Source organism: Halomonas sp. XH26 (assembly GCF_024138895.1).
In the GTDB taxonomy this organism is placed as follows: domain Bacteria; phylum Pseudomonadota; class Gammaproteobacteria; order Pseudomonadales; family Halomonadaceae; genus Vreelandella; species Vreelandella alkaliphila.
Genome location: NZ_CP071889.1, coordinates 1,837,342 through 1,856,577 on the forward strand (window position 1 = coordinate 1,837,342; position 19,236 = coordinate 1,856,577).

Consider the following 19,236-nt stretch of genomic DNA (forward strand, 5'->3'; position numbering starts at 1 on the left):
TATCTTGCTTCTGCGTTCATGCGTACCAACTTGAAAAAGTTGCCGAGACAAACGTTTATGTTTACCAGGTAGCTAGTGCAAGTGGGCAGCTTCTATCAACGCTTTGGTATAGGGATGCTGCGGCGCGGCGAGCACTTCCAGGCAATCCCCTTGTTCTACTACGTCGCCATCTTTTAGCACCATAATGCGGTGGGCCATAGCGCGCACCACGGCAAGATCATGGCTGATAAACAGGTAGCTTAGTTGGCGGCGTGCCTGAAGTTCGCGCAGTAGCGTGACCAACTGTTTTTGTACGGTCCGATCTAACGCTGAGGTTGGTTCGTCCAGTACCAGTAGCTCAGGTTCTAGGATAATTGCCCGAGCCACCGCTATGCGCTGGCGCTGTCCTCCCGAAAACTCATGAGGGTAACGGGCAGCACAACTTTCCGGCAGACCCACTTCTCGCAGCGTGCGATGCACGCGTTCGGTGACTTCTGCATTGGTCAAGTTAGGGTAATGAAACTGCAGGCCTTCACTGACAATATCAAATACCGGCATGCGTGGAGAAAGTGCTCCGTAAGGATCTTGAAAAACCATTTGTAGCCGATGGCGCTGGCGTCGCAGCGTGTCGCCAGAGAGCTGGCTCAACGTGGCATTGCCCAGTGTCACCTCACCTTGGCTAGCGACTAATCGCATAACCGCTGACGCCAGCGTTGTTTTTCCAGAGCCTGATTCGCCAACAATGCCCAGCGTTTCGCCAGGAGCGATCGTTAAGTCGGTGGCTTTCAGGGCCTCAAAAGCGGGTGGTTGGCGCTGAAAAAGTCCTGTCCTCGGGCGCTTGAAGCTCACGCTAAGCTGGCGTGTGGTCAAAAGCGGCGTGGTATCGGCGGGTTCAGCAGGCCGGCCTTCTGGTTCGGCGGCAATAAGGGCTTTGGTGTAGTCGCTTTGGGGATTATTAAATACATCGGCAACGCTACCGGTTTCCTGAATTTTCCCTTGATACATGACGCATACACGGTCTGCGTGGCGGCGTACCAAGTTTAAGTCGTGACTGATAAACAGCACGCCCATGCCGTGATGATCGCGGAGTTCTTTCAGCAGGGCTAAAATTTCTTGCTGAACGGTCACATCGAGCGCCGTCGTTGGCTCATCCGCAATCAGCAGTGCCGGATTATTGGCAATGGCCATGGCGATCATTACCCGCTGGCGCTGGCCGCCAGAAAGTTGATGTGGCCAGGCGTCAAGCAGTTCATCAGGGCGCGGTAGTTTTACTTGTTCTAACAGTGCCTTGGCCCGTGTACGTGCAGCCTGCCCGCTAAGGCCCTGGTGTAAACGAAGGGTTTCGCCTATTTGCTTGCCAATGCGGTGAAGCGGGTTGAGCGACGTCATCGGCTCTTGGAAAATAAACCCCACCTGATTACCGCGTATACCATTCCAATCACGTTTGCCTAGTTGATTAAGGTCGGTCTCTTCTAACCAGCGCTGACCACTTACCTTAGCGTTGTCAGGCAGTAAATTAATCGCGCCCAGTGCAGAGACCGACTTGCCTGAGCCAGATTCCCCCACGATAGCGAGCGTTTCGCCCGCATTGACAGTAAGAGAGAGGGAATCGACAACGACGTTGCCATCGAAGGAAACAGAAAACTCGCTTAAGCGCAGTAGTGGTTGGGCATTGTTTGCGTGACTAGGCATGCTTGGTTTCCTGGGCAGGTGACTGATGCTGCTTCACATGTCGTGGGTCGAAGGCATCCCGAAGTCCTTCACCAATAAACACCAGTAGTGAGAGCATAATGGCAAGCGTCATAAACGCGGTGATGCCAAGCCATGGAGCATGCAGGTTATTTTTGCCTTGTGCCGCTAGTTCACCAAGTGAAGGCGCGCCAGGTGGCAGACCAAAGCCTAAAAAGTCCAGCGCGGTGAGCGTGCCAATGGCACCAGTGAACAGGAAGGGGATAAACGTCAGGGTGGCTACCATCGCGTTCGGTAATACATGGCGCCACATAATCAGCCGAGAAGGGAGTCCCATTGCCTTGGCCGCACGCACGTACTCGAGATTGCGTGCACGCAAAAACTCGGCGCGTACGATATCAACCAGTCCCAGCCAAGAAAATAACAGCATAATGCCAAGTAGCCACCAGAAACCGGGCTGCACAAAACTGGCCAATATAATCAGCAGAAATAGCACCGGTAATCCCGACCAGATTTCTGTGATGCGCTGTCCGATGAGGTCTACTTTGCCGCCAAAATAACCCTGCACACCGCCCACCACCACGCCCAGTACCAAGGAGCCTGCGGTAAGCGCCAGGGCAAAGGCAACCGATAGTCGAAACCCGTAAATGACTCGCGCTAATACATCACGCCCTTGATCATCGGTGCCCAGCCAATGGCGCCTATCTGGCGGTGCCGGCGAAGGTCGTGTCATCTGCATATCGAGGGTTTGATAGGAGTAGGGAATCATCGGCCATAGCGCCCAACCGTGGTCGCTAATTTGCTGTTGGACAAAGGGGTCTAAGTAATCGGTACGGGTGGGTAAGAAACCACCGAATTCGGTTTCCGGATAATCGATCAGTAGCGGTACATACCACTGCCCGTCATATTTCATTACGAGAGGCTTGTCGTTGGCGATGAGTTCAGCAAATAGGCTGACAATAAACAGAACGCCAAATAGCCACAGCGATACTCGGGCGCGGCGATTGGCTTTAAATGCTGCTAGGCGACGCAGCGTAATCGGCGAAAGACGCGAGCTGATAAATGTCATGTTTATGACTCCCTCGACGCAAAATCAATGCGTGGGTCTACCCACACATAGGTCAAGTCGGATACTAGCTTTAGCAGCAGCCCGATCACCGTATACAGAAATAGCGTTCCGAAAATGACGGGGTAGTCTCGCTGCATTACTGCCTCAAAGCCTAATAAGCCGAGGCCATCCAAAGAGAAAATTACCTCGATGAGCAGTGCGCCGGTAAAGAAAATACCAATCATTGCAGAGGGCAACCCAGCAATGATGATCAGCATGGCGTTACGGAAAACATGGCCATATAAAATACGCTGCTCGTCGGCCCCTTTGGCCCGGGCTGTCAGTACGTACTGCTTATGAATTTCATCCAAAAAGCTATTTTTGGTCAGCATGGTGAGGGTGGCAAAACTGCCAATCGCGGCAGCCAGTACCGGCAGGGTGATATGCCAGAAGTAGTCTTTAATTTTGCCCCAAGCGGATAGCTCGGAGAAATCGGGTGATGTTAAACCGCGTAGAGGAAACCAATCCAGGTAAGTGCCACCAGCAAACACGACAATAAGAAGAATGGCGAACAAAAAACCAGGGATGGCATAGCCTACGATCACTAGGCCTGAGGTCCAGACATCAAAGCGAGATCCGTGTCGTAGCGCTTTGCTGATGCCTAAAGGAATAGAAATGAGATAGACCAGCAGCGTTGTCCATAAGCCTAACGAAATAGACACGGGCAGGCGCTCGATCATCAGTTCAATCACCGGTCGATCACGAAAAAAACTGGTGCCGAAATCGAAAGTGAGATAGTCCACCATCATGCCGATAAACCGCTCGTGAGCGGGTTTGTCAAAGCCAAATTGCTGTTCTAATTGCTCGATAAAGCGTGGATCGATTCCACGCGCGCCCCTAGAGTCATCATTAACTTGTACATCCGCGCCCCCCATATCCAGGCGTGTGCTTGCCATGGCGTCGGCCCCCTCAAAGCGGGCCAACATTTGGTCAATGGGCCCCCCAGGGGCAGCCTGAACAATCATGAAGTTAAGCAGCATGATGCCGAACAGGGTCGGGATCATCAGTAGCAGTCGGCGTAAGGTATAACGTGCCACAGCGCGCTCCATGAGTAATTGGGGGCCAAAAGTTATTGCCGTTAAGCTGTTATAACTATGTTTGATGAATTTATGTTTGATGAATTTATGTTGGCTAAATCAGCGGCGTCGATGACGGCGTTGTAGTTCTGCTTCTCGATCGGTGTTTACCCACCAAGCGTCTAAATCCATGGCATAAGCCGGAAACGGTTCTGGGTAGCCAAATTTATCCCACACAGCAATCCGCGTTTCGCCTGAATGATAGTGAGGGATGACATAAAAGCCCCAACGCAGCACGCGATCAAGCGCTTGTGTAATGGTATCTAGCGTTTCACGGTCATCAGCACGAATCAGCTGCTCCACTAGCGCATCGACAGCTGGGTGGGCAAGGGCCATGCGATTGCGACTTTGTGGTGCCTCTGCGGCAGCACTGGTCCAAAAATCGCGTTGTTCATTGCCAGGATTGTTAGACTGGGGGAAGTGGCTGATGACCATGTCGTAATCGTAGCTGCGAACTCGATTAAGGTATTGATTGATATCGACAATGCGTAGCGACGTTTGAACCCCAAGACGTGCCATATTGCGTAGCATGGGTTGCACAACACGCTCCAGGCCCGAGTCGTAGAGCAGTACTTCCAAGGTAAGCGGTCGGCCTGTTTCACCGTGCACCAACACACCATCTTCTACGCGGTAGCCAGCGTCGCGCAGCAGATCAAGCGCAAGCCGCAGGCGTTCACGCAGCTCTGTGGGGTGTTCAATGGGCAGCGGGTCAGTGAACAGTCGTTCTGAATGATGGGAGTCCATCAACGCCTCACGAAAAGGTTCGAGTAGCGCAAGTTCTTCTTCTGATGGCGTTCCAGTAGCTTCCATTTCAGAATTTTGAAAAAAGCTTTCCGTGCGCCGATAGGTGCCATAGAAAATATTAGTGTTGAGCCAGGGGAAATCAAACGTGAGGCTCAGTGCTTCTCGAACCCTTGGGTCCTGAAACTTTTCTTCGCGTAAGTTGAAGACAAACGCCTGCATCATGGAGGGGTTAACATCAGGCACGGTAATCCGCTTAATTAAGCCGTCTTGGTAGGCAGGAAAATTATCATAGCCAATCGCCCAAGTGGCAGCACGTGCATCAGTCCTGAAGTCGGTAAGGCCTGCTTTGAAGGCTTCCCAGGCAATATCGCGGTCGCGGTAGTACTCATAAACAACACGGTCGATGTTGTAACGACCCACATTGACGGGCAAGTTCTTACCCCAATAGTTGTCATCTCGTTGATAGACAATTCGCCGCCCAGGGTCTACCTCGCTAATGCGATAGGGACCTGACCCAGGGTGTGCATCCAGGGTCGGAGAGGTAAAGTCGCGGGGTTCCCAGTAGTGACGAGGCAAGATGGGTAACTGGGCCACAATCAGTGGCAGCTCGCGTGACTCAGTGTCATTAAATTCAAAGCGCACTTGATGATCGTTTAAGGCGATAACGCGTTCGACACCGGCGTAATAGCTGCTGTAGAAGGGGTTGCCTTGTTCACGCAGCAGGTTCAGTGAGAACACCACATCATAGGCCGTTACCGGCTCCCCATCCTGAAAGCGAGCCTCTGGGCGCAAATCGAACTCTATCCACCGACGTTCCGGATCCAGGCGGACGCCTTCTGCCAGCAGTCCGTACAAACTGAAGGGCTCGCCAGGATTGCTGGCCATCAGCGAGTCATAAATTTTAGAAATACCGGTAACAGGCGTGCCACGAATAATAAACGGGTTGGTAGAGTCGAAACTGCCCCCCACGGCAGTATGGGTAATCGTTCCGCCCTTGGGGGCGGACGGATTAACATGGGGGAAGTAGGCAAAATCGGGAGGTAGCTCTGGGCTATTGTAGAGAGATAGCCCGTGCACGGTCTCAACGGGGGTAGAGGTGTTGTTTTCGACGTCGTTTTCAGAAGCCAACAGCGACAGGCTCAACAGCAAGCCGCTGGTTAACAAAAGTGCTTTGGTAAACAACACACCGCTTGGCATTGGTAACTTCCTGTAGCAACGAAGGCTTAGAAACCGAGCTTAGAACCTTAGACACAACTGCTGAGTCACAGTAGCGGCGCTAATAGTAACTGAGATATGGCCAAGAAAGATTAATAAAGACTGCGTTTTAAACCTAGTTAACAAAGCCTGGTTAGATTCCCCAAATTACCGTCCTGAAAGCGTCAGCAGTTGACCTGGCTTCAGTGCCTCTGGGCGTTCAATAGCATTCCACCTGATCAAATCTTGTTGAGTGACATTATAGCGTGACGCAATCACTGATAGGTTATCGCCACTTTCAACGCGGTGAACGCTTGGCGTGCTGGTCGATGCTAACGAAGTACTGTTTGATTGCGAAAGCTGAGCTAACACCTGAGTGTCGACTTCTTCAGGCACAAGTAACGTCTGTGCACTACGTGGGTCAAGGCTGCCATTCAGCAAGCCAGGGTTTAGCTCGGCCAGCGCGGATTGACTAACATCCAGAAGTTGAGAGGCCTGTGCCAGGCTAACTGGCTGCTCCAACTGAACTTTGGCAAAAGCGGGATCAGGATGAATGTCAGGGAGTGAGACCCCGTACTGTTCTGGATTATTGATGATCGTCGCAATGGCTTTAAGTTTGGGGACGTACTGCATCGTTTCGTGGGGCAGTGATAGTTCCCAGTAGTCGCCTGCAAGGCCTTGGCCCTGAGCTTGGCGTTGCGCACGGTTAACAGTACCAGCACCGGCGTTGTAAGCGGCCAGCGAGAGCATTAGGTCACCCTCGTACCATTCATCTGCCTGCATTTCCAGGTAATCAAGCGCTGCTGCGGTAGACGTCACGACGTCTAAACGTCCATCGTAGTTGCTGTTGCGAACCAGGCCTAATGCATCTCCGGTACCCGGCATAAACTGCCAAAGCCCAGCTGCTCCTCGATGGCTTCGGGCGCTGGGGTCGAAAGAACTTTCAACAAACGGAATCAGCGCGATCTCACCAGGAAGGCCACGCTCGCTCACTTGCTGGGTGATCCAGGCAAGCCAGGGGGTTGCTCGTTCCGTGATGGCGGCAATATTTTGCGGGCTTGAACGGTAGTACTCTATCCACTTGTCAACGCGTGCTTGAGCATCGGCGGGGAGATTTTTTTCCTGCCACTGGAAGCTGTCACGAAGTGTGCTCCAGGCATCTTGGGGTTGTAGCTCAAGTGCTTCCCAGAAGTGATGCTGAAAGGCATTGGGGCGGAAATCGGGTGAAGCCGACGCGTCATTGAGGGCGCTGTTAGGTTGATATGCTTCGGTAGTAGAGGCTTGAGAGCTGGCCGCTGCGGCTAAAAATAGGCTCACAATAACAGTGCTTCCAGCGCTTAGTAATAAGCGCTGGCGAATCGTTCGATAAGTCATAGTCGGTTCGTTTTTACTCGATAGCGTTCTTAAAAACGGTTCTTCCACTCGCGTAAAGTGGTGAACGTGGCGAGATCATCATCATTGACCCCATGTGTACCTACTGCTTGACGCACACTATCGGTGCTCACGCGCAAATAGGGGTTGATCTTCAGCTCGCGTCCTATCGTGCTGGGTAAGGTAGGTCGGTCTAATGCCCGAGCCTTCTCACACTCCTGCAGTGCATATTTAACGTCTTCGTTATCAGGATCTGCAGCACGAGCAAATGTTAGATTCGCTTGCGTATATTCATGAGCTGCAAAGACCAGCGTATCCTCTGGGAGTTCCGCTAAGGTTTGAAGAGATGCAAACATTTGCTCTGGCGACCCTTCAAATAAGCGGCCACATCCACCACAAAACAGGGTGTCGCCGCAGAAAAGTAGCGCAGGAATTCCTGGAGTGAAGTAACTCACGTGATCTAACGTATGCCCTGGCGTGGCCATGACTTCAAAAAGACGCCCCATAATACGTACTTCATCGCCATGTCCTACCTGTTCATTAATACCTTCAATAGTAGGATTGGAGGGGCCAATAACCCGAGGCGAGAAGCGTTTAATCAACTCTGTAAGGCCACCCGTATGATCATGGTGGTGATGAGTGATTAAAATCGTATCAAGCGTTAAGGATTCACGCTCAAGAAACTCGATGACAGGTGCTGCTTCACCGGGATCCACCACGCAAACGCTTTGACTGGTATCCTGTCTTAATAGCCAAATGTAGTTATCGCTAAGTGCGGGAATCGGTGTCACGCTCATCATGGGCGAGATCCTTTAGTTCAAAAAAATAGACGCTCAAATTAGACGCTTTCGAATGCGCTAACGCTGGCGTTCAAAACGTTAAAAAGCATTTACTGTGGAGGGAAGCGCTGTTCATGTCAACTTCGTCAACGGCAACTCGGCTCGCCCAGCAGATGGCGGAAAGCCAAGCGTACTGGCAAACAGAGGCTGGCCGCTCGCTATGGGAAACGCAGCGAGCGTGTTTGGGGCCGCTGGTTGAAGGGCGCAAAGGTGGCCACAGTTTAGAGATGAGCATGGGGCCGACGTTGATGACGATGTCGGCTATTCCTCATGTCATTCGCTGGTCACCGACGAGAGCAATGGCGGAGGCTTCGTCCACGTTAGTTTGTCCGCCTGATCACCTTGCCTTACCAGACCGCAGTTTAGAGGTGGTGATTATTCATCACTGGCTAGAGCATTTGCCAGATGCCCATCACACCTTACAAGAGGCTGCCCGGGTAACTTCCGATAGCGGTGTGTTAGTTCTGTTTGGTTTCAATCCGCTAGGATTGAACGGGTTAACCCAGCGTTGGCGTAAGCAGCAAGGGAATTTCCCTTGGAGCGGGCAGTGGCGTACGGCTAGCCGTTTGCGCGATTGGCTGGCGTTTGTCGATTTTGACGTAGAACGCGTAGACTACTGCTGTTTTCGGGGGCCGATGAGCACCACCTGTGGAGAGCGCTGGGAAGCGTTGGGACGCAGGCATAATTTACCATTGGGTGAAAGTTACATGATTCAAGCGCAGCGGCGACAACGCCATGCGCCGGTAGAGCGTCTTAAATTTGGGTTGCGTGCACCGATCACTCCCACTTCTCTGGGAGCTACACGAACCGGTGTTTCTGCGCGATACCACTCAGGTCAACGTCGTCTAGAAAAGGATAGTGAAAGTGAGTAAGCAAGCAACCGATGGGTTGCCTCGCGTTACGGTGTATACCGATGGGGCCTGTCGAGGAAATCCGGGCCCAGGTGGCTGGGGTGTAGTGCTGTCAAGCGGGCAGCATGAAAAGACGTTAAAAGGCTTCGAAGCAGATACCACTAACAACCGAATGGAATTAATGGCGGCCATTATGGCGTTGCGAACGCTAAACAAGCCGTGTGAAGTGGCTCTCTGGACCGATTCCCAGTATGTGCGCCAAGGAATTACTCAATGGATTCACAATTGGATTAAGCGAGGCTGGAAGACAGCGGCCAAGCAACCGGTTAAAAACGCTGAGCTTTGGAAGACCCTTCACGAGGAGACACAGCGGCATCGTGTCGAGTGGCACTGGGTAAAAGGGCATAGCGGGCACCCCGGTAATGAGCGCGCCGATGCGTTGGCTAACGAAGCCATTGATGAGCATAACAGGAGAGCAGCATGCGCCAAGTGATCTTGGATACGGAAACAACCGGCATTGACCCAAAAGATGGTCACCGATTAGTGGAAATTGGTGCCGTTGAAATGATTAACCGGCGGTTTACAGGGCGCTCCTATCATCAGTATATAAATCCTGAACGGCATATTGATGCTGAAGTCGTGGCGGTTCACGGTATTGATGACGCCAAGGTGGCGAATGAACCGGTGTTTGCCGAAATAGCCGATGACTTCTGGGCATTTATAGCAGGAGCCGAGCTGGTGATTCATAACGCCCCCTTCGATGTGGGGTTTATTGATCACGAGCTGACCATGTTAAACCAGCGGCGACGGTCCCCCGCGTTAGGTCCTGTTAGTGAACATTGCCGCATTCTTGATACGTTGGTGATGGCTCGTCAGATGCACCCAGGCCAGCGTAATAGTCTCGATGCGTTATGCAAGCGTTACGACATTGATAACGGTCATCGTGTGTTGCACGGCGCATTGCTTGATGCCGAGATCCTAGCCGACGTCTATTTGGCGATGACCGGCGGGCAAACGGCGCTGACGCTTGATTCAGAAGCATCGTCAGGTGAGCAGCAAAATAATCAAGCCAATGAAGGGCTGTCGGTGCAGCGTTTAGCGTTGACGCGAGGGCAGTTAAGGGTCGTCCGGCCTAGTGAGGAAGAGCGCGCCGCTCACCAAGCTAAATGTCAGGCGCATCAATTACGTTGGTTCGAGGGTGGTTGGTCTGAAGGTAATAGTGCCGATGCTTAGACGAGAAATTCCCCATTATGCGCGAGAAGGTCGTGTTATCCGCGTGTCCCGTAGTCATCTAGCGCCAGCACCGTTGGCTGAAGGTGGTGAGTTGACGCCGTTACAGCCGACTCAACCGTGGGACGAGCGGATGCAGCCGCTGTGCTACTGGCACGATGAGCCGGTGGCGCTGTTAGTGGAAAGTAAGCCGGGTGAGGACTGGATAGATGGACGGCAGTGGCTAGGGGAGTTGACTGCTTCCTGGTTCAGCCTGTTATCGACGGCGCTTCAGGTCGGTGCTTGGTTAGAGAACCATCGTTTTTGTGGGCGTTGCGGTGAGAAGGCAACCAAGTTGGAAGCTGAGTTTGCGATGCACTGTCATGCCTGTGGGCATCGTAACTATCCGCGCATTTCACCCTGCATTATCACGCTAGTCACCAGTGGGGAGGCGATGCTGTTAGCACGAAGCCCAAGATTCCCTCCTGGACGTTACTCAACACTTGCGGGCTTCATTGAGCCTGGGGAGTCTGCTGAAGAAGCGGTACATCGTGAGATATACGAAGAGGTAGGCGTACATGTAGAAAATCTTCGTTATCACCAAAGCCAAGCGTGGCCATTTCCGCACTCACTAATGTTTGGTTTTTTTGCAGAAGCGACGACGCGGCGCATTCATATCGATGGTGTGGAGATTAGTGATGCCGCTTGGTTTTCGCCAAGGCAGTTACCTTCATTGCCACCACCGTACTCAATTTCACGTGAACTTATTGAAGCGCATCTCGCCCGCTGGCGTTGAATGCTCGCGGGCGAGAACGGGCGTTATTTACTGGGAAACAGGCTGGTCAGCTTAGTGGCCAGCATGACATTGCCGGTAGCTTTCAGCTTACCCGTCATAAAAGCCGTCATGCCGTTGATGTCGCCGCTCATGATGCCTTTAAGCGTATCTGAACTCATGCTTAGGCTTACAGAAGGATCGTCGTGCTCGCCTTCGTGTGCGTCCAGAGTTCCATCTTGGATAACCATGTAATGGCTGCCCGCGTCAGAGAAATGAAATTGAAATACCTCATCCATTCCTTTGGCAGCTTCTGGGTTAAAGCGCGACTGAAGTTTATCTAACGTGTTCGATGACATTATAAATTCCCAAAAGTTATTTGGTCGTTAACCAAGCAGGTGTAAGGCGTTAGGTGAGTTAGTTTCTCACGACGCTATCAACGAGGTTATTTTAAACAAGTGTTTTAATCAAGCTGGATTGTCGAGTAGGAGAGAAGGCATGAGTGACTGGATGGTAGAGATGGGCACGTTTTTGATTCAAGCCACCTTGCTGATGGCGATGGTGGGCATCGTGCTGGCGTTAGTGTTGCGTAATAAGGAGAGTGGGGATAATAGCCTTAAGCTAAGCGTAGAGTCGCTTAATGACCAGCGGCGCTCTCGTGGCCGCAGGCTGCGCGTTACCACGACAGAACAAGGTGCACGGAAAAAACTGGTAAAAGCGTTTCGCCAAGAAGAGAAAGCAAAACACAAGGCCGCCAAGCAAGGTAAAGGAGAGGCTCAGAGCGCTCAGAAGGTATGGGTGTTGGACTTTCATGGTGATCTCAAGGCTTCGCAAACTGAGCAGTTTGCTCAAGAAGTTTCCGCGATTATTGATGTTGCCGCAGCCGAGGATGAAGTTGTCGTGCGGTTAGAGTCGGCGGGCGGGCTCGTACATGCCTATGGCTTAGCGGCAGCGCAGCTTGACCGTCTTCAAGCAGCAGGTTTAACCACGACGGTATGTATCGACAAAGTGGCCGCCAGCGGCGGCTATATGATGGCGTGTACGGCCAACCATATTAAAGCTGCGCCGTTTGCGGTGATTGGCTCTATTGGCGTTGTGGCTCAGGTGCCTAATATTCATCGCTTGCTAAAGCGCAATGATATTGATGTCGAGCTGCTGACGGCGGGCAAATACAAACGAACCTTGACCGTGTTGGGGGAAAACACCGAAGAGGGTCGTGAAAAGTTTATTGATGATTTAGAAAACACCCACCGGTTGTTTAAAGAGTATGTCTCTCAGCATCGTCCTGACATGGATATTGATGCACTAGCGACGGGTGAAATTTGGTACGGCAGTGAAGCGTTAGAACAGAAACTGACCGACAGCATTGGTACCAGTGAGGCGTATTTGGTAGAGCGCATGGCGCAGGCTCAGGTGTACAGCGTGAAGCTTGAACCGCCGAAAACCCTCAGCCGTAAGGTAGGCTTGGCTGTGTCGGCGGGCGTCGAGCAAGCCATTGTTAAAGGGCTTGGTTTAATCGATGCGGCTGGTTGGCAGCGTCGATAGTCGATAGCTACTGTTAATAGCTGCTTTTCAGTTAGGTGGCGTAGTGGTGCGCCAGGGTGTCAATAATCGCCTTGGCGCTTTCACTACTTAGTGAGTAGTAAATGGTTTGCGATTCGCGGCGAGTGTCGACCAGTTGATCGCGACGCAAAATTGCCAAGTGTTGGCTTAACGCGGACTGGCTCAGCTCCAATTGCTGGTTGATTTGAGTGACTGAGAGCTCTTTTTCTGCCAGAAGGCAGAGTATTTGGAGACGTTTTTCGTTTGCCAATGCTTTAAGTAGATTAGTGCCCGCCTCAATGGCGTGGCAATCATGTTCAAGCAAACGGGCAGCGGCGCTAGTAGAAGCAGACATGAGGATCTCCTTGCCTACACTGTTGTGACAGCGTTGTTATAGGTTATTTAGGCATCGTCGCGTCGCGAGGATCAGTTGTTGAATGATCAGTAATTTAGCGGTGTTTGTCCAAACACTGGTTTAACGATCTATCAATGGTAGTGAAGTAGTGTTTTGTCGACAATGATGTTGGGCGTGTAGCGCTTTAGTCGCGATTTATCCCATAGTATGAGGGTGTGGCGGCTATTTTCTTTATAAAGTGTCAACAATCGATCGCTTTCATTGACACAATAAAGGCAAGCCCATCATGAGCCTCTATCAGCAAACTTATCAGCAATCTGTCGAAAACCCCGAAACATTCTGGGCTGAGCAGGCCAAGCGACTGCCTTGGTTCAAATTTCCTTCCACAATTCTTAGCTATGACGATCAGCAACATGCTCGCTGGTTTGACGATGGCGAACTGAATATTTGCTACGCGGCGATCGATTATCACGTTGAGCAAGGCAGGGGTGACCAGCCTGCTATTCTATGGGATTCTCCCGTTACCCAAACAAAGCAAGCCATTACCTATCAAGCGTTGCGTGATCGTGTCGCGCAGTTTGCCGGAGGACTTGCTCGCCTTGGTGTGACGAAAGGGGATCGAGTGGTTATTTACATGCCGATGGTGCCAGAAGCGCTTATCGCAATGTATGCCTGCGCTCGATTAGGGGCGGTTCACTCGGTGGTATTTGGTGGCTTTGCACCCCACGAACTGGCGGTGCGCATCGAAGATGCTGAGCCAAAAGTAGTGATTGCTGCTTCCTGTGGCATAGAAGTAGATAAAGTGCTTCCTTACAAACCTATTGTTGATCAGGCCATTTCACTCAGCAGTTTCAAGCCGGATGCCTGCGTCGTTTTTCAACGTGAAGCCCACCGTGCAGAACTTCACGAAGGCGACCATGACTGGCAAACATTGGTAGCGGATGCACCGTTTGCTGATTGTGTTCCCGTAAAAGCGACCGATCCACTCTATGTTCTTTATACCTCTGGCACGACAGGTAAGCCCAAGGGGGTTATGCGAGATACAGGCGGATATGCGGTAGCATTAGCCTATTCGATGGAAGCAATCTATGCCCTGAACCCTGGCGATGTGATGTTCACGGCGTCGGATGTAGGGTGGGTAGTAGGACACTCTTATATTGTGTATGCGCCGCTGCTAAGAGGATGTACCACAATAGTGTATGAGGGGAAACCCGTTAAAACACCTGATGCAGGCGGCTTTTGGCGGTTAATTGACGAGTACAAGGTTAAAAGCTTTTTCACTGCGCCGACAGCCTTCCGCGCCATCAAAAAAGAAGATCCTGATGCCAAGCTGCTAGCTAATTATGATATCAGCAGCCTTGAACACTTATATGTAGCCGGTGAGCGTTTAGACCCTCCGACGTTTCATTGGCTCGATGACCTGCTGGATGTACCGGTAATCGATCATTGGTGGCAAACTGAAACCGGCTGGCCTATCGCAGCAAACTTGCCGGGCATTGAATCTGCGCCCACCAAAGCAGGCTCGGCAACCTTCCCGGTGCCTGGTTTTAACGTGCAAATTTTGGATCGTGACGGTGAGCAAACAGACCCAATGCAGCAGGGCAGCGTGGTCATTAAGCAACCACTTCCACCTGGCTGCCTTACCGGTATCTGGCGTGATCCCCAACGTTTTCATAGTGCCTACATGGCAGCCTACCCGGGTTATTACCTGACTGGCGATGGTGGCTACTTCGATGAAGAGGGATACTTATTCATCATGGGTAGAACCGATGACGTGATCAACGTTGCCGGACATCGTCTTTCTACCGGCGAGATGGAAGAAATCGTCGGTGCGCACCCTGCGGTGGCTGAGTGTGCCGTGATTGGTATTCACGACGAGCTAAAGGGCCAACTACCCATCGGACTAGTGATCACTAAAGATGGTTTTGATGGCGATGAAGCAACGCTTGAAGCAGAGCTGATTAGTCGAGTGCGCGAGCACATTGGGCCGATTGCTTGCTTTAAGCAGGTGTTGGTCGTCAATCGATTGCCTAAAACCCGCTCGGGTAAAATCTTGCGCAAGTTGCTGCGTAATATTGCCGACGGTAAGTCGTTCGGCATTCCCTCAACCATTGATGATCCGACTAGCTTAGAAGATGTGCATGCGGCGATGCGCGAGCGTTCTGTCGGCGCGTCAGGTCAAGCTAAGTCGCTAGACGTTTAGGTTAAAACGTTGCTAATAGCGTGATGAATAGAGTCGCCCCGGCAGGTGGGCGACTTTAATTACCTAACGGAAGGCGTATAATGCGCGCCCCAGTGGCGTTAACCGCGCTTAAATGAGGGTTCCCTAACCCCTCGGACTTGCAAAAAAAGGCCAACCTGCATGTTTGCATTAACCGACACCCAGCACCGCCGTTGCCTTCTGGTAATGGTCGCGTTTCATATTGGTATCATTGCCGCCAGTAACTACTTGGTCCAATTGCCATTTACCCTGTTTGGTTTTCATACCACCTGGGGCGCGTTCAGTTTCCCCTTTATCTTTCTTGCAACGGACTTAACGGTTCGTTTGTTCGGGAAAGGACCGGCTCGCTCAATCATACTGCGGGTCATGTTTCCGGCGCTGGTGATTTCCTACGTTGTTTCGGTAATTTTTCCACGGGGAAGCTTTGCCGGTATCGAAGCCTTGGGTGAATGGAATTTATTTGTTGCCCGTATCGCGTTGGCTAGTTTCCTTGCTTACGTGCTAGGCCAGTTGCTCGATGTTCAAGTGTTTGATCGTCTTCGTCAGTGGGCGTGGTGGGTAGCTCCTGTTTGCTCTACCGTATTGGGCAATCTAGCGGATACGTTTGCTTTCTTTGCGACCGCATTTTATAACAGCCCAGACCCTTTTATGGCCGAACATTGGGTAGAAATAGCCGTGGTCGACTACGCCATTAAGCTAGGCATTAGTCTATTATTCTTCCTGCCTTTATATGGCCTGTTGTTAGCGTGGCTAACGCGTCGGCTAGTCGTGTGGACAGGGCAAACTGACGCATCCCCCCAAACCGCAAACGGCTAGGCTTAACGACCAAGCATAAATCCAAGCGTAACGACTGAGGAGCCCGCATGTCTGATGATGCCCGTGTTGATCTTTATGTGATCGATTTGCCCGACGAATCAGGTAGCGACGATCAACTGCCTCTTGTGGTGATCCACGGTTTGTTGGGTAGCGCCGATAACTGGCGTTCGCATTTAAAGGTTTGGCAGCGCAGTAGGCGGGTCATTGCTGTGGATCTTCGCAACCACGGTCGTTCACCTCATGCAGAAGGTATGAGCTATACCGCTATGAGCCAAGATGTGTTGGCGGCGCTCGATAAGCTTGGGATCGAACGCGCGCATGTACTGGGTCACTCCATGGGCGGGAAGGTGGCTATTACGCTGGCGCGTATGAACCCTGAACGCTGTGCGTCACTGATGGTGGCAGATATCGCCCCGGTAGCTTATCAGCATGGCCACGACGATGTATTTGCTGCACTCGAACGGGTAAAAGCGGGTAAACCCACTAACCGCCGTGAAGCCGATGCCTTATTGGCCGAGCATGTTGACTCCCGTCCAACTCGGCTGTTTCTTGCCACCAATTTAGTGCGCAATGAGCAGGGTGAGATGGAGGTGCGCGTTGGGTTGGATGAGATTCAACGTGGTTATGAAGCGATTATCGGCAAACCTGATGGTGACCGCGCTTTCGAAGGGCCGACACTGGTGCTTAAAGGCGCTGATTCGCACTACGTCGCAGATGACATGCTACCAGCGCTACGCGAAGTACTGCCACGCGCAAGAGTAGTAACACTTAAAAACGCCGGGCATTGGCTTCACGCCGATCAGCCAGAAGCATTCCAGCAAGCCGTTGATACATTTATGGCCGCCAACGCGTAGCCCTGCAGGCAACGCTAAGTAGCGTAGAGCTAGAGCGGCAGCACCGTCAGGTTGTGCCGCTCTGGTTCGCGTAAAAAACGGTTTAGGATGCGATAAGTATCCACATCAAATTTAGCAGTGACTCCCTTTAGCCCCAAGGCACGCTGTTTGGTCGTGGCGCTGCCTAAATAGCACCAGTGATCGACCACATGGTGGCTAGTTGGGCCATTTTTACGGCTTTTCTCGCGAATAATAATTCGCCCCGGCCAAGGCCATGTTTTTACTTGAAAAGATGCTAGTGCTTCTTGAGCACGCTGCGTGTGGTTTTCAAGTGGCTCCTGTCCACAGCAGGCGCCTCGACACTTGCCTAACTGATTAGCAAAACACCGTCCTGTTCCCTTATCTATTCCTAGCGCTTGCGGACAAAGCTGATGTGTTTCGGCAATATTGCGCAGCGCATCTTTAGCTTCTTTGGCACTTCGAAACAGCCCAAATAGCTTTCCCGGCTGAGGCTGGCTGATGGCTTTGCCGCTGACCAGCGTTGGGCAAGGTTGATCGGTTGGCCAATACCACGTTTTTAAATGCCCCTGACGGCGTAACTGTCGGTTCATAATCGGCATCAGCTCTTTGACTAGTTGAGCCTCTCTTAGCTGGGCGCTTAAATCGCCAGCGGTTTCTTCCCACTCAATGTGCTGTATTTGCTGGGCAAGGCGCATCTCTTTGTCGTCCTGGTGGTCGCGCTGGAAATGGCCAAGCACGCGGCTGCGTAAATTAATGCTTTTGCCAACGTACAAGGGAAGGCGGTTGTGACCATAAAACAAATAAACCCCTGGAGAAGCAGGAAGCCCGGTTAGTTGCTCACTGGGTAAATGTGCGGGCAGGCTTCGGTGGCGCTGCTCATCGGCTAGAGCGGCTTGCCAACTGCCAGCGTCATACTGCTGCTGCCAGGTTTCCCACAGCTTCCAAAGCGCAGTGGCATCATCCTCTGCCCGATGCTGGCGGGCTTGTGGAATGTTGAAATGCGCCAATAAGGCGCGGAGATTGTGCTTGGGCAGTTCAGGTATTAAGCGGCGGGAAATGCGCAGTGTGCAGCGGAGTAGCGGCTGATAGGTAATATCGGCACGCTTGAATTCGTTGCGCAGAAAGCTGGCATCAAAGCGTGCATTGTGGGCTACAAGGCAGTCTTCACCGAGCCATTCGCGCAAGCTGTGCGCAATGGTCTGAAAAGAGGGCGCATCAATCAGCATTTCATCATAAATGCCGGTGAGCTGGCTAATGTGAGAAGGCACGCTGGTGCCAGGATTAATCAGGCTGACCCAGCGATCCACTATGTGATCATTGACTACCTTTAAGGCAGCAATTTCGGTAATGCGGTCACGCGTCGCACGGGTGCCTGTCGTCTCAACATCAATAAATATCAGTGGTGTGTTACTCATGGTGCTTGCGTCATTACTACCTTATTTCAGCGTACATCGGTCAACGTATGAGGATTGACGGCTAGCCGGGCAACCGGCAATGCTGTTTCGATAATACCTGCTTGCTCAAGATAGTGTTCGAATGATGCATAGCGTCGGGCATCAAGAGCCGCCGGACTAATGGCAATGCGGCGTAATAGGTCGTCCCAGGCGGCTTCGTTAATCGCATTATCCAGTACAGGATGGCTGCTAATCAGCAGTGACCACGCTGCTTCCGGGTTTTCGATAATCCAATTGCTCGCCTCTTCCAAAGCAATAAGGACACGTGACCAAGTGGCTGATCGTCTTGTTACTGTGTCGCTATTTGCCAGTAGTATCAAACCGTCATGACGCGGCACGTCAACGTCGTTGTAACGTACGGTGTGGGTGATAATGCCATCTGACGCCAGCTGTTGTGGCAGAGTGTGATAAAAGCCATCGGCGATGGCTTCAACTCGGCCTTCTCGCAGGGCACTGGCAGCATCAAAGTGGACGCTTTCCGGCGGGGCGAAATCGTCGATTTGGCGAAATGAGGTAGGCACCAGCTGATCTGCCAGCACATCACGCCCTTCGCGGGTGGAAAAGCCATAGTGCAACCCTGCAAGTTGATCGGTAGTTTCGCCTGTAGGGACGTCTCCCGCCACGATGACAGCATTTAGTGGTGTCTCAATCAGCGTGCCAATACGGGTAATAGCGGCACCATCGTGAACGTGTAAATGCAACAACGGCTGACGCGTTAACGCCAGATCAACTTCTCCCGCCGTCAACAGTTTGATCGCGATAGATGGGTCTGCGGGGGTTAATAATTCAAGTTCAAGTCCATGGGCAGCAAACAGGCCACGCTGCTTCGCCACAATTAAGGCTGCGTGCTGAGGGCTGACATACCAGTCTAGCATTAGACGAAGCTGCTTTAAGGGAGGCGGCTCTAATGGCGGTGGTGGTGCAAGCGCCATGCTGGGCGCTTCTTCCGGGTCATCTTCTGCTGCGTCATTGCCTGTAGGTGGCCATAGCCCAATGGGCAATGATACCTCGCTCTCAAGCGTAAGCGGCTCACTGCTACTAACTGTTTCGCTGTCTTCATTTGCGTAAGTGGCTGAAATTGAAAATAATAAAAAAATGCTTAATGTGAAGAATACAAGTGAACCGACACGCCAAAAAGCGTTCAACATAACCTTAACTCCCG

18 protein-coding genes are annotated in these 19,236 nt (G+C 52.0%); 8 read left to right on the forward strand and 10 right to left on the reverse strand.

Going from position 1 to position 19,236, the window contains the following annotated elements; translation table 11 throughout:
- Positions 1-72: 72 nt before the first annotated feature.
- The 6 genes from J4377_RS08500 to gloB form a co-directional block, all read right to left on the reverse strand.
- Positions 73-1,671: an ABC transporter ATP-binding protein gene (locus J4377_RS08500; protein WP_038484008.1), complete on the reverse strand. Its 1,599-nt coding sequence runs from the start codon at positions 1,669-1,671 to the stop codon at positions 73-75.
- The gene (locus J4377_RS08505; RefSeq protein WP_095602881.1) at positions 1,664-2,737 is read right to left on the reverse strand and encodes an ABC transporter permease; all 1,074 of its coding nucleotides are present in this window, start codon (positions 2,735-2,737) and stop codon (positions 1,664-1,666) included. The genes J4377_RS08500 and J4377_RS08505 overlap by 8 nt, the downstream gene beginning before the upstream one ends.
- A gap of 2 nt (positions 2,738-2,739) precedes the next feature.
- Complete coding sequence (locus tag J4377_RS08510; RefSeq protein WP_095602882.1) at positions 2,740-3,813, reverse strand: microcin C ABC transporter permease YejB; 1,074 nt, start codon at positions 3,811-3,813, stop codon at positions 2,740-2,742.
- A 99-nt stretch (positions 3,814-3,912) separates the two neighbouring features.
- A complete protein-coding gene (locus tag J4377_RS08515) occupies positions 3,913-5,793 on the reverse strand; it encodes an extracellular solute-binding protein (protein ID WP_253487893.1) in 1,881 nt (626 codons plus the stop codon).
- Between the two features lie 165 nt (positions 5,794-5,958).
- On the reverse strand, positions 5,959-7,164 hold the full coding sequence (locus tag J4377_RS08520; RefSeq protein WP_253487901.1) for a transglycosylase SLT domain-containing protein: 1,206 nt from the start codon (positions 7,162-7,164) through the stop codon (positions 5,959-5,961).
- Between the two features lie 29 nt (positions 7,165-7,193).
- Positions 7,194-7,961 carry a hydroxyacylglutathione hydrolase gene (gloB, locus tag J4377_RS08525; protein ID WP_038484023.1) on the reverse strand — a complete coding sequence of 256 codons (768 nt, stop codon included), beginning with the start codon at positions 7,959-7,961 and terminating at the stop codon, positions 7,194-7,196.
- A 113-nt stretch (positions 7,962-8,074) separates the two neighbouring features.
- On the opposite strand from gloB, the gene J4377_RS08530 reads away from it, so the two are divergent.
- The 4 genes from J4377_RS08530 to nudC are packed head-to-tail and all read left to right on the forward strand — an operon-like array spanning position 8,075 to position 10,856.
- Positions 8,075-8,872: a class I SAM-dependent methyltransferase gene (locus tag J4377_RS08530; RefSeq protein ID WP_038484026.1), complete on the forward strand. Its 798-nt coding sequence runs from the start codon at positions 8,075-8,077 to the stop codon at positions 8,870-8,872.
- Positions 8,865-9,344, forward strand: a complete 480-nt coding sequence (gene rnhA / locus J4377_RS08535; RefSeq protein ID WP_038484029.1) for a ribonuclease HI — start codon at positions 8,865-8,867, stop codon at positions 9,342-9,344. The genes J4377_RS08530 and rnhA overlap by 8 nt, the downstream gene beginning before the upstream one ends.
- A complete protein-coding gene (gene dnaQ, locus J4377_RS08540; protein ID WP_038484032.1) occupies positions 9,332-10,084 on the forward strand; it encodes a DNA polymerase III subunit epsilon in 753 nt (250 codons plus the stop codon). Before rnhA ends, dnaQ begins: the two co-directional genes overlap by 13 nt.
- Positions 10,077-10,856: an NAD(+) diphosphatase gene (gene nudC, locus J4377_RS08545; RefSeq protein WP_038484035.1), complete on the forward strand. Its 780-nt coding sequence runs from the start codon at positions 10,077-10,079 to the stop codon at positions 10,854-10,856. Before dnaQ ends, nudC begins: the two co-directional genes overlap by 8 nt.
- A 23-nt stretch (positions 10,857-10,879) precedes the next feature.
- On the opposite strand, the gene J4377_RS08550 is transcribed toward nudC, so the two are convergent.
- Positions 10,880-11,191, reverse strand: coding sequence for an SCP2 sterol-binding domain-containing protein (locus J4377_RS08550; RefSeq protein ID WP_038484038.1), 312 nt, complete (start codon positions 11,189-11,191; stop codon positions 10,880-10,882).
- Between the two features lie 139 nt (positions 11,192-11,330).
- Between J4377_RS08550 and sohB the strand changes: the two genes are divergently transcribed.
- On the forward strand, positions 11,331-12,377 hold the full coding sequence (gene sohB, locus J4377_RS08555; protein WP_038484041.1) for a protease SohB: 1,047 nt from the start codon (positions 11,331-11,333) through the stop codon (positions 12,375-12,377).
- A 31-nt stretch (positions 12,378-12,408) separates the two neighbouring features.
- Here sohB and J4377_RS08560 read toward each other — a convergent pair whose 3' ends face one another.
- Positions 12,409-12,729: a metalloregulator ArsR/SmtB family transcription factor gene (locus tag J4377_RS08560; protein ID WP_038484043.1), complete on the reverse strand. Its 321-nt coding sequence runs from the start codon at positions 12,727-12,729 to the stop codon at positions 12,409-12,411.
- Between the two features lie 286 nt (positions 12,730-13,015).
- Here J4377_RS08560 and J4377_RS08565 point away from each other — a divergent pair, with 286 nt between their 5' ends.
- From J4377_RS08565 to J4377_RS08575, 3 genes are all read left to right on the forward strand, one after another.
- Positions 13,016-14,932 (forward strand): propionyl-CoA synthetase, encoded by a 1,917-nt coding sequence (locus J4377_RS08565; RefSeq protein WP_038484046.1) that lies wholly within the window; start codon positions 13,016-13,018, stop codon positions 14,930-14,932.
- 159 nt (positions 14,933-15,091) lie between these two features.
- On the forward strand, positions 15,092-15,766 hold the full coding sequence (locus J4377_RS08570) for a 7-cyano-7-deazaguanine/7-aminomethyl-7-deazaguanine transporter (RefSeq protein WP_038484049.1): 675 nt from the start codon (positions 15,092-15,094) through the stop codon (positions 15,764-15,766).
- 47 nt (positions 15,767-15,813) lie between these two features.
- Entirely contained in the window at positions 15,814-16,620 is an 807-nt protein-coding gene (locus J4377_RS08575; RefSeq protein WP_253487903.1) for an alpha/beta fold hydrolase, read from the forward strand.
- Positions 16,621-16,649: 29 nt separating this feature from the next.
- On the opposite strand, the gene J4377_RS08580 is transcribed toward J4377_RS08575, so the two are convergent.
- Together J4377_RS08580 and J4377_RS08585 are read right to left on the reverse strand one after the other, a co-directional pair.
- A complete protein-coding gene (locus tag J4377_RS08580) occupies positions 16,650-18,035 on the reverse strand; it encodes a 3'-5' exonuclease family protein (RefSeq protein WP_253487905.1) in 1,386 nt (461 codons plus the stop codon).
- Between the two features lie 26 nt (positions 18,036-18,061).
- Complete coding sequence (locus tag J4377_RS08585) at positions 18,062-19,222, reverse strand: ABC transporter substrate-binding protein (RefSeq protein ID WP_253487914.1); 1,161 nt, start codon at positions 19,220-19,222, stop codon at positions 18,062-18,064.
- Positions 19,223-19,236: the final 14 nt, after the last annotated feature.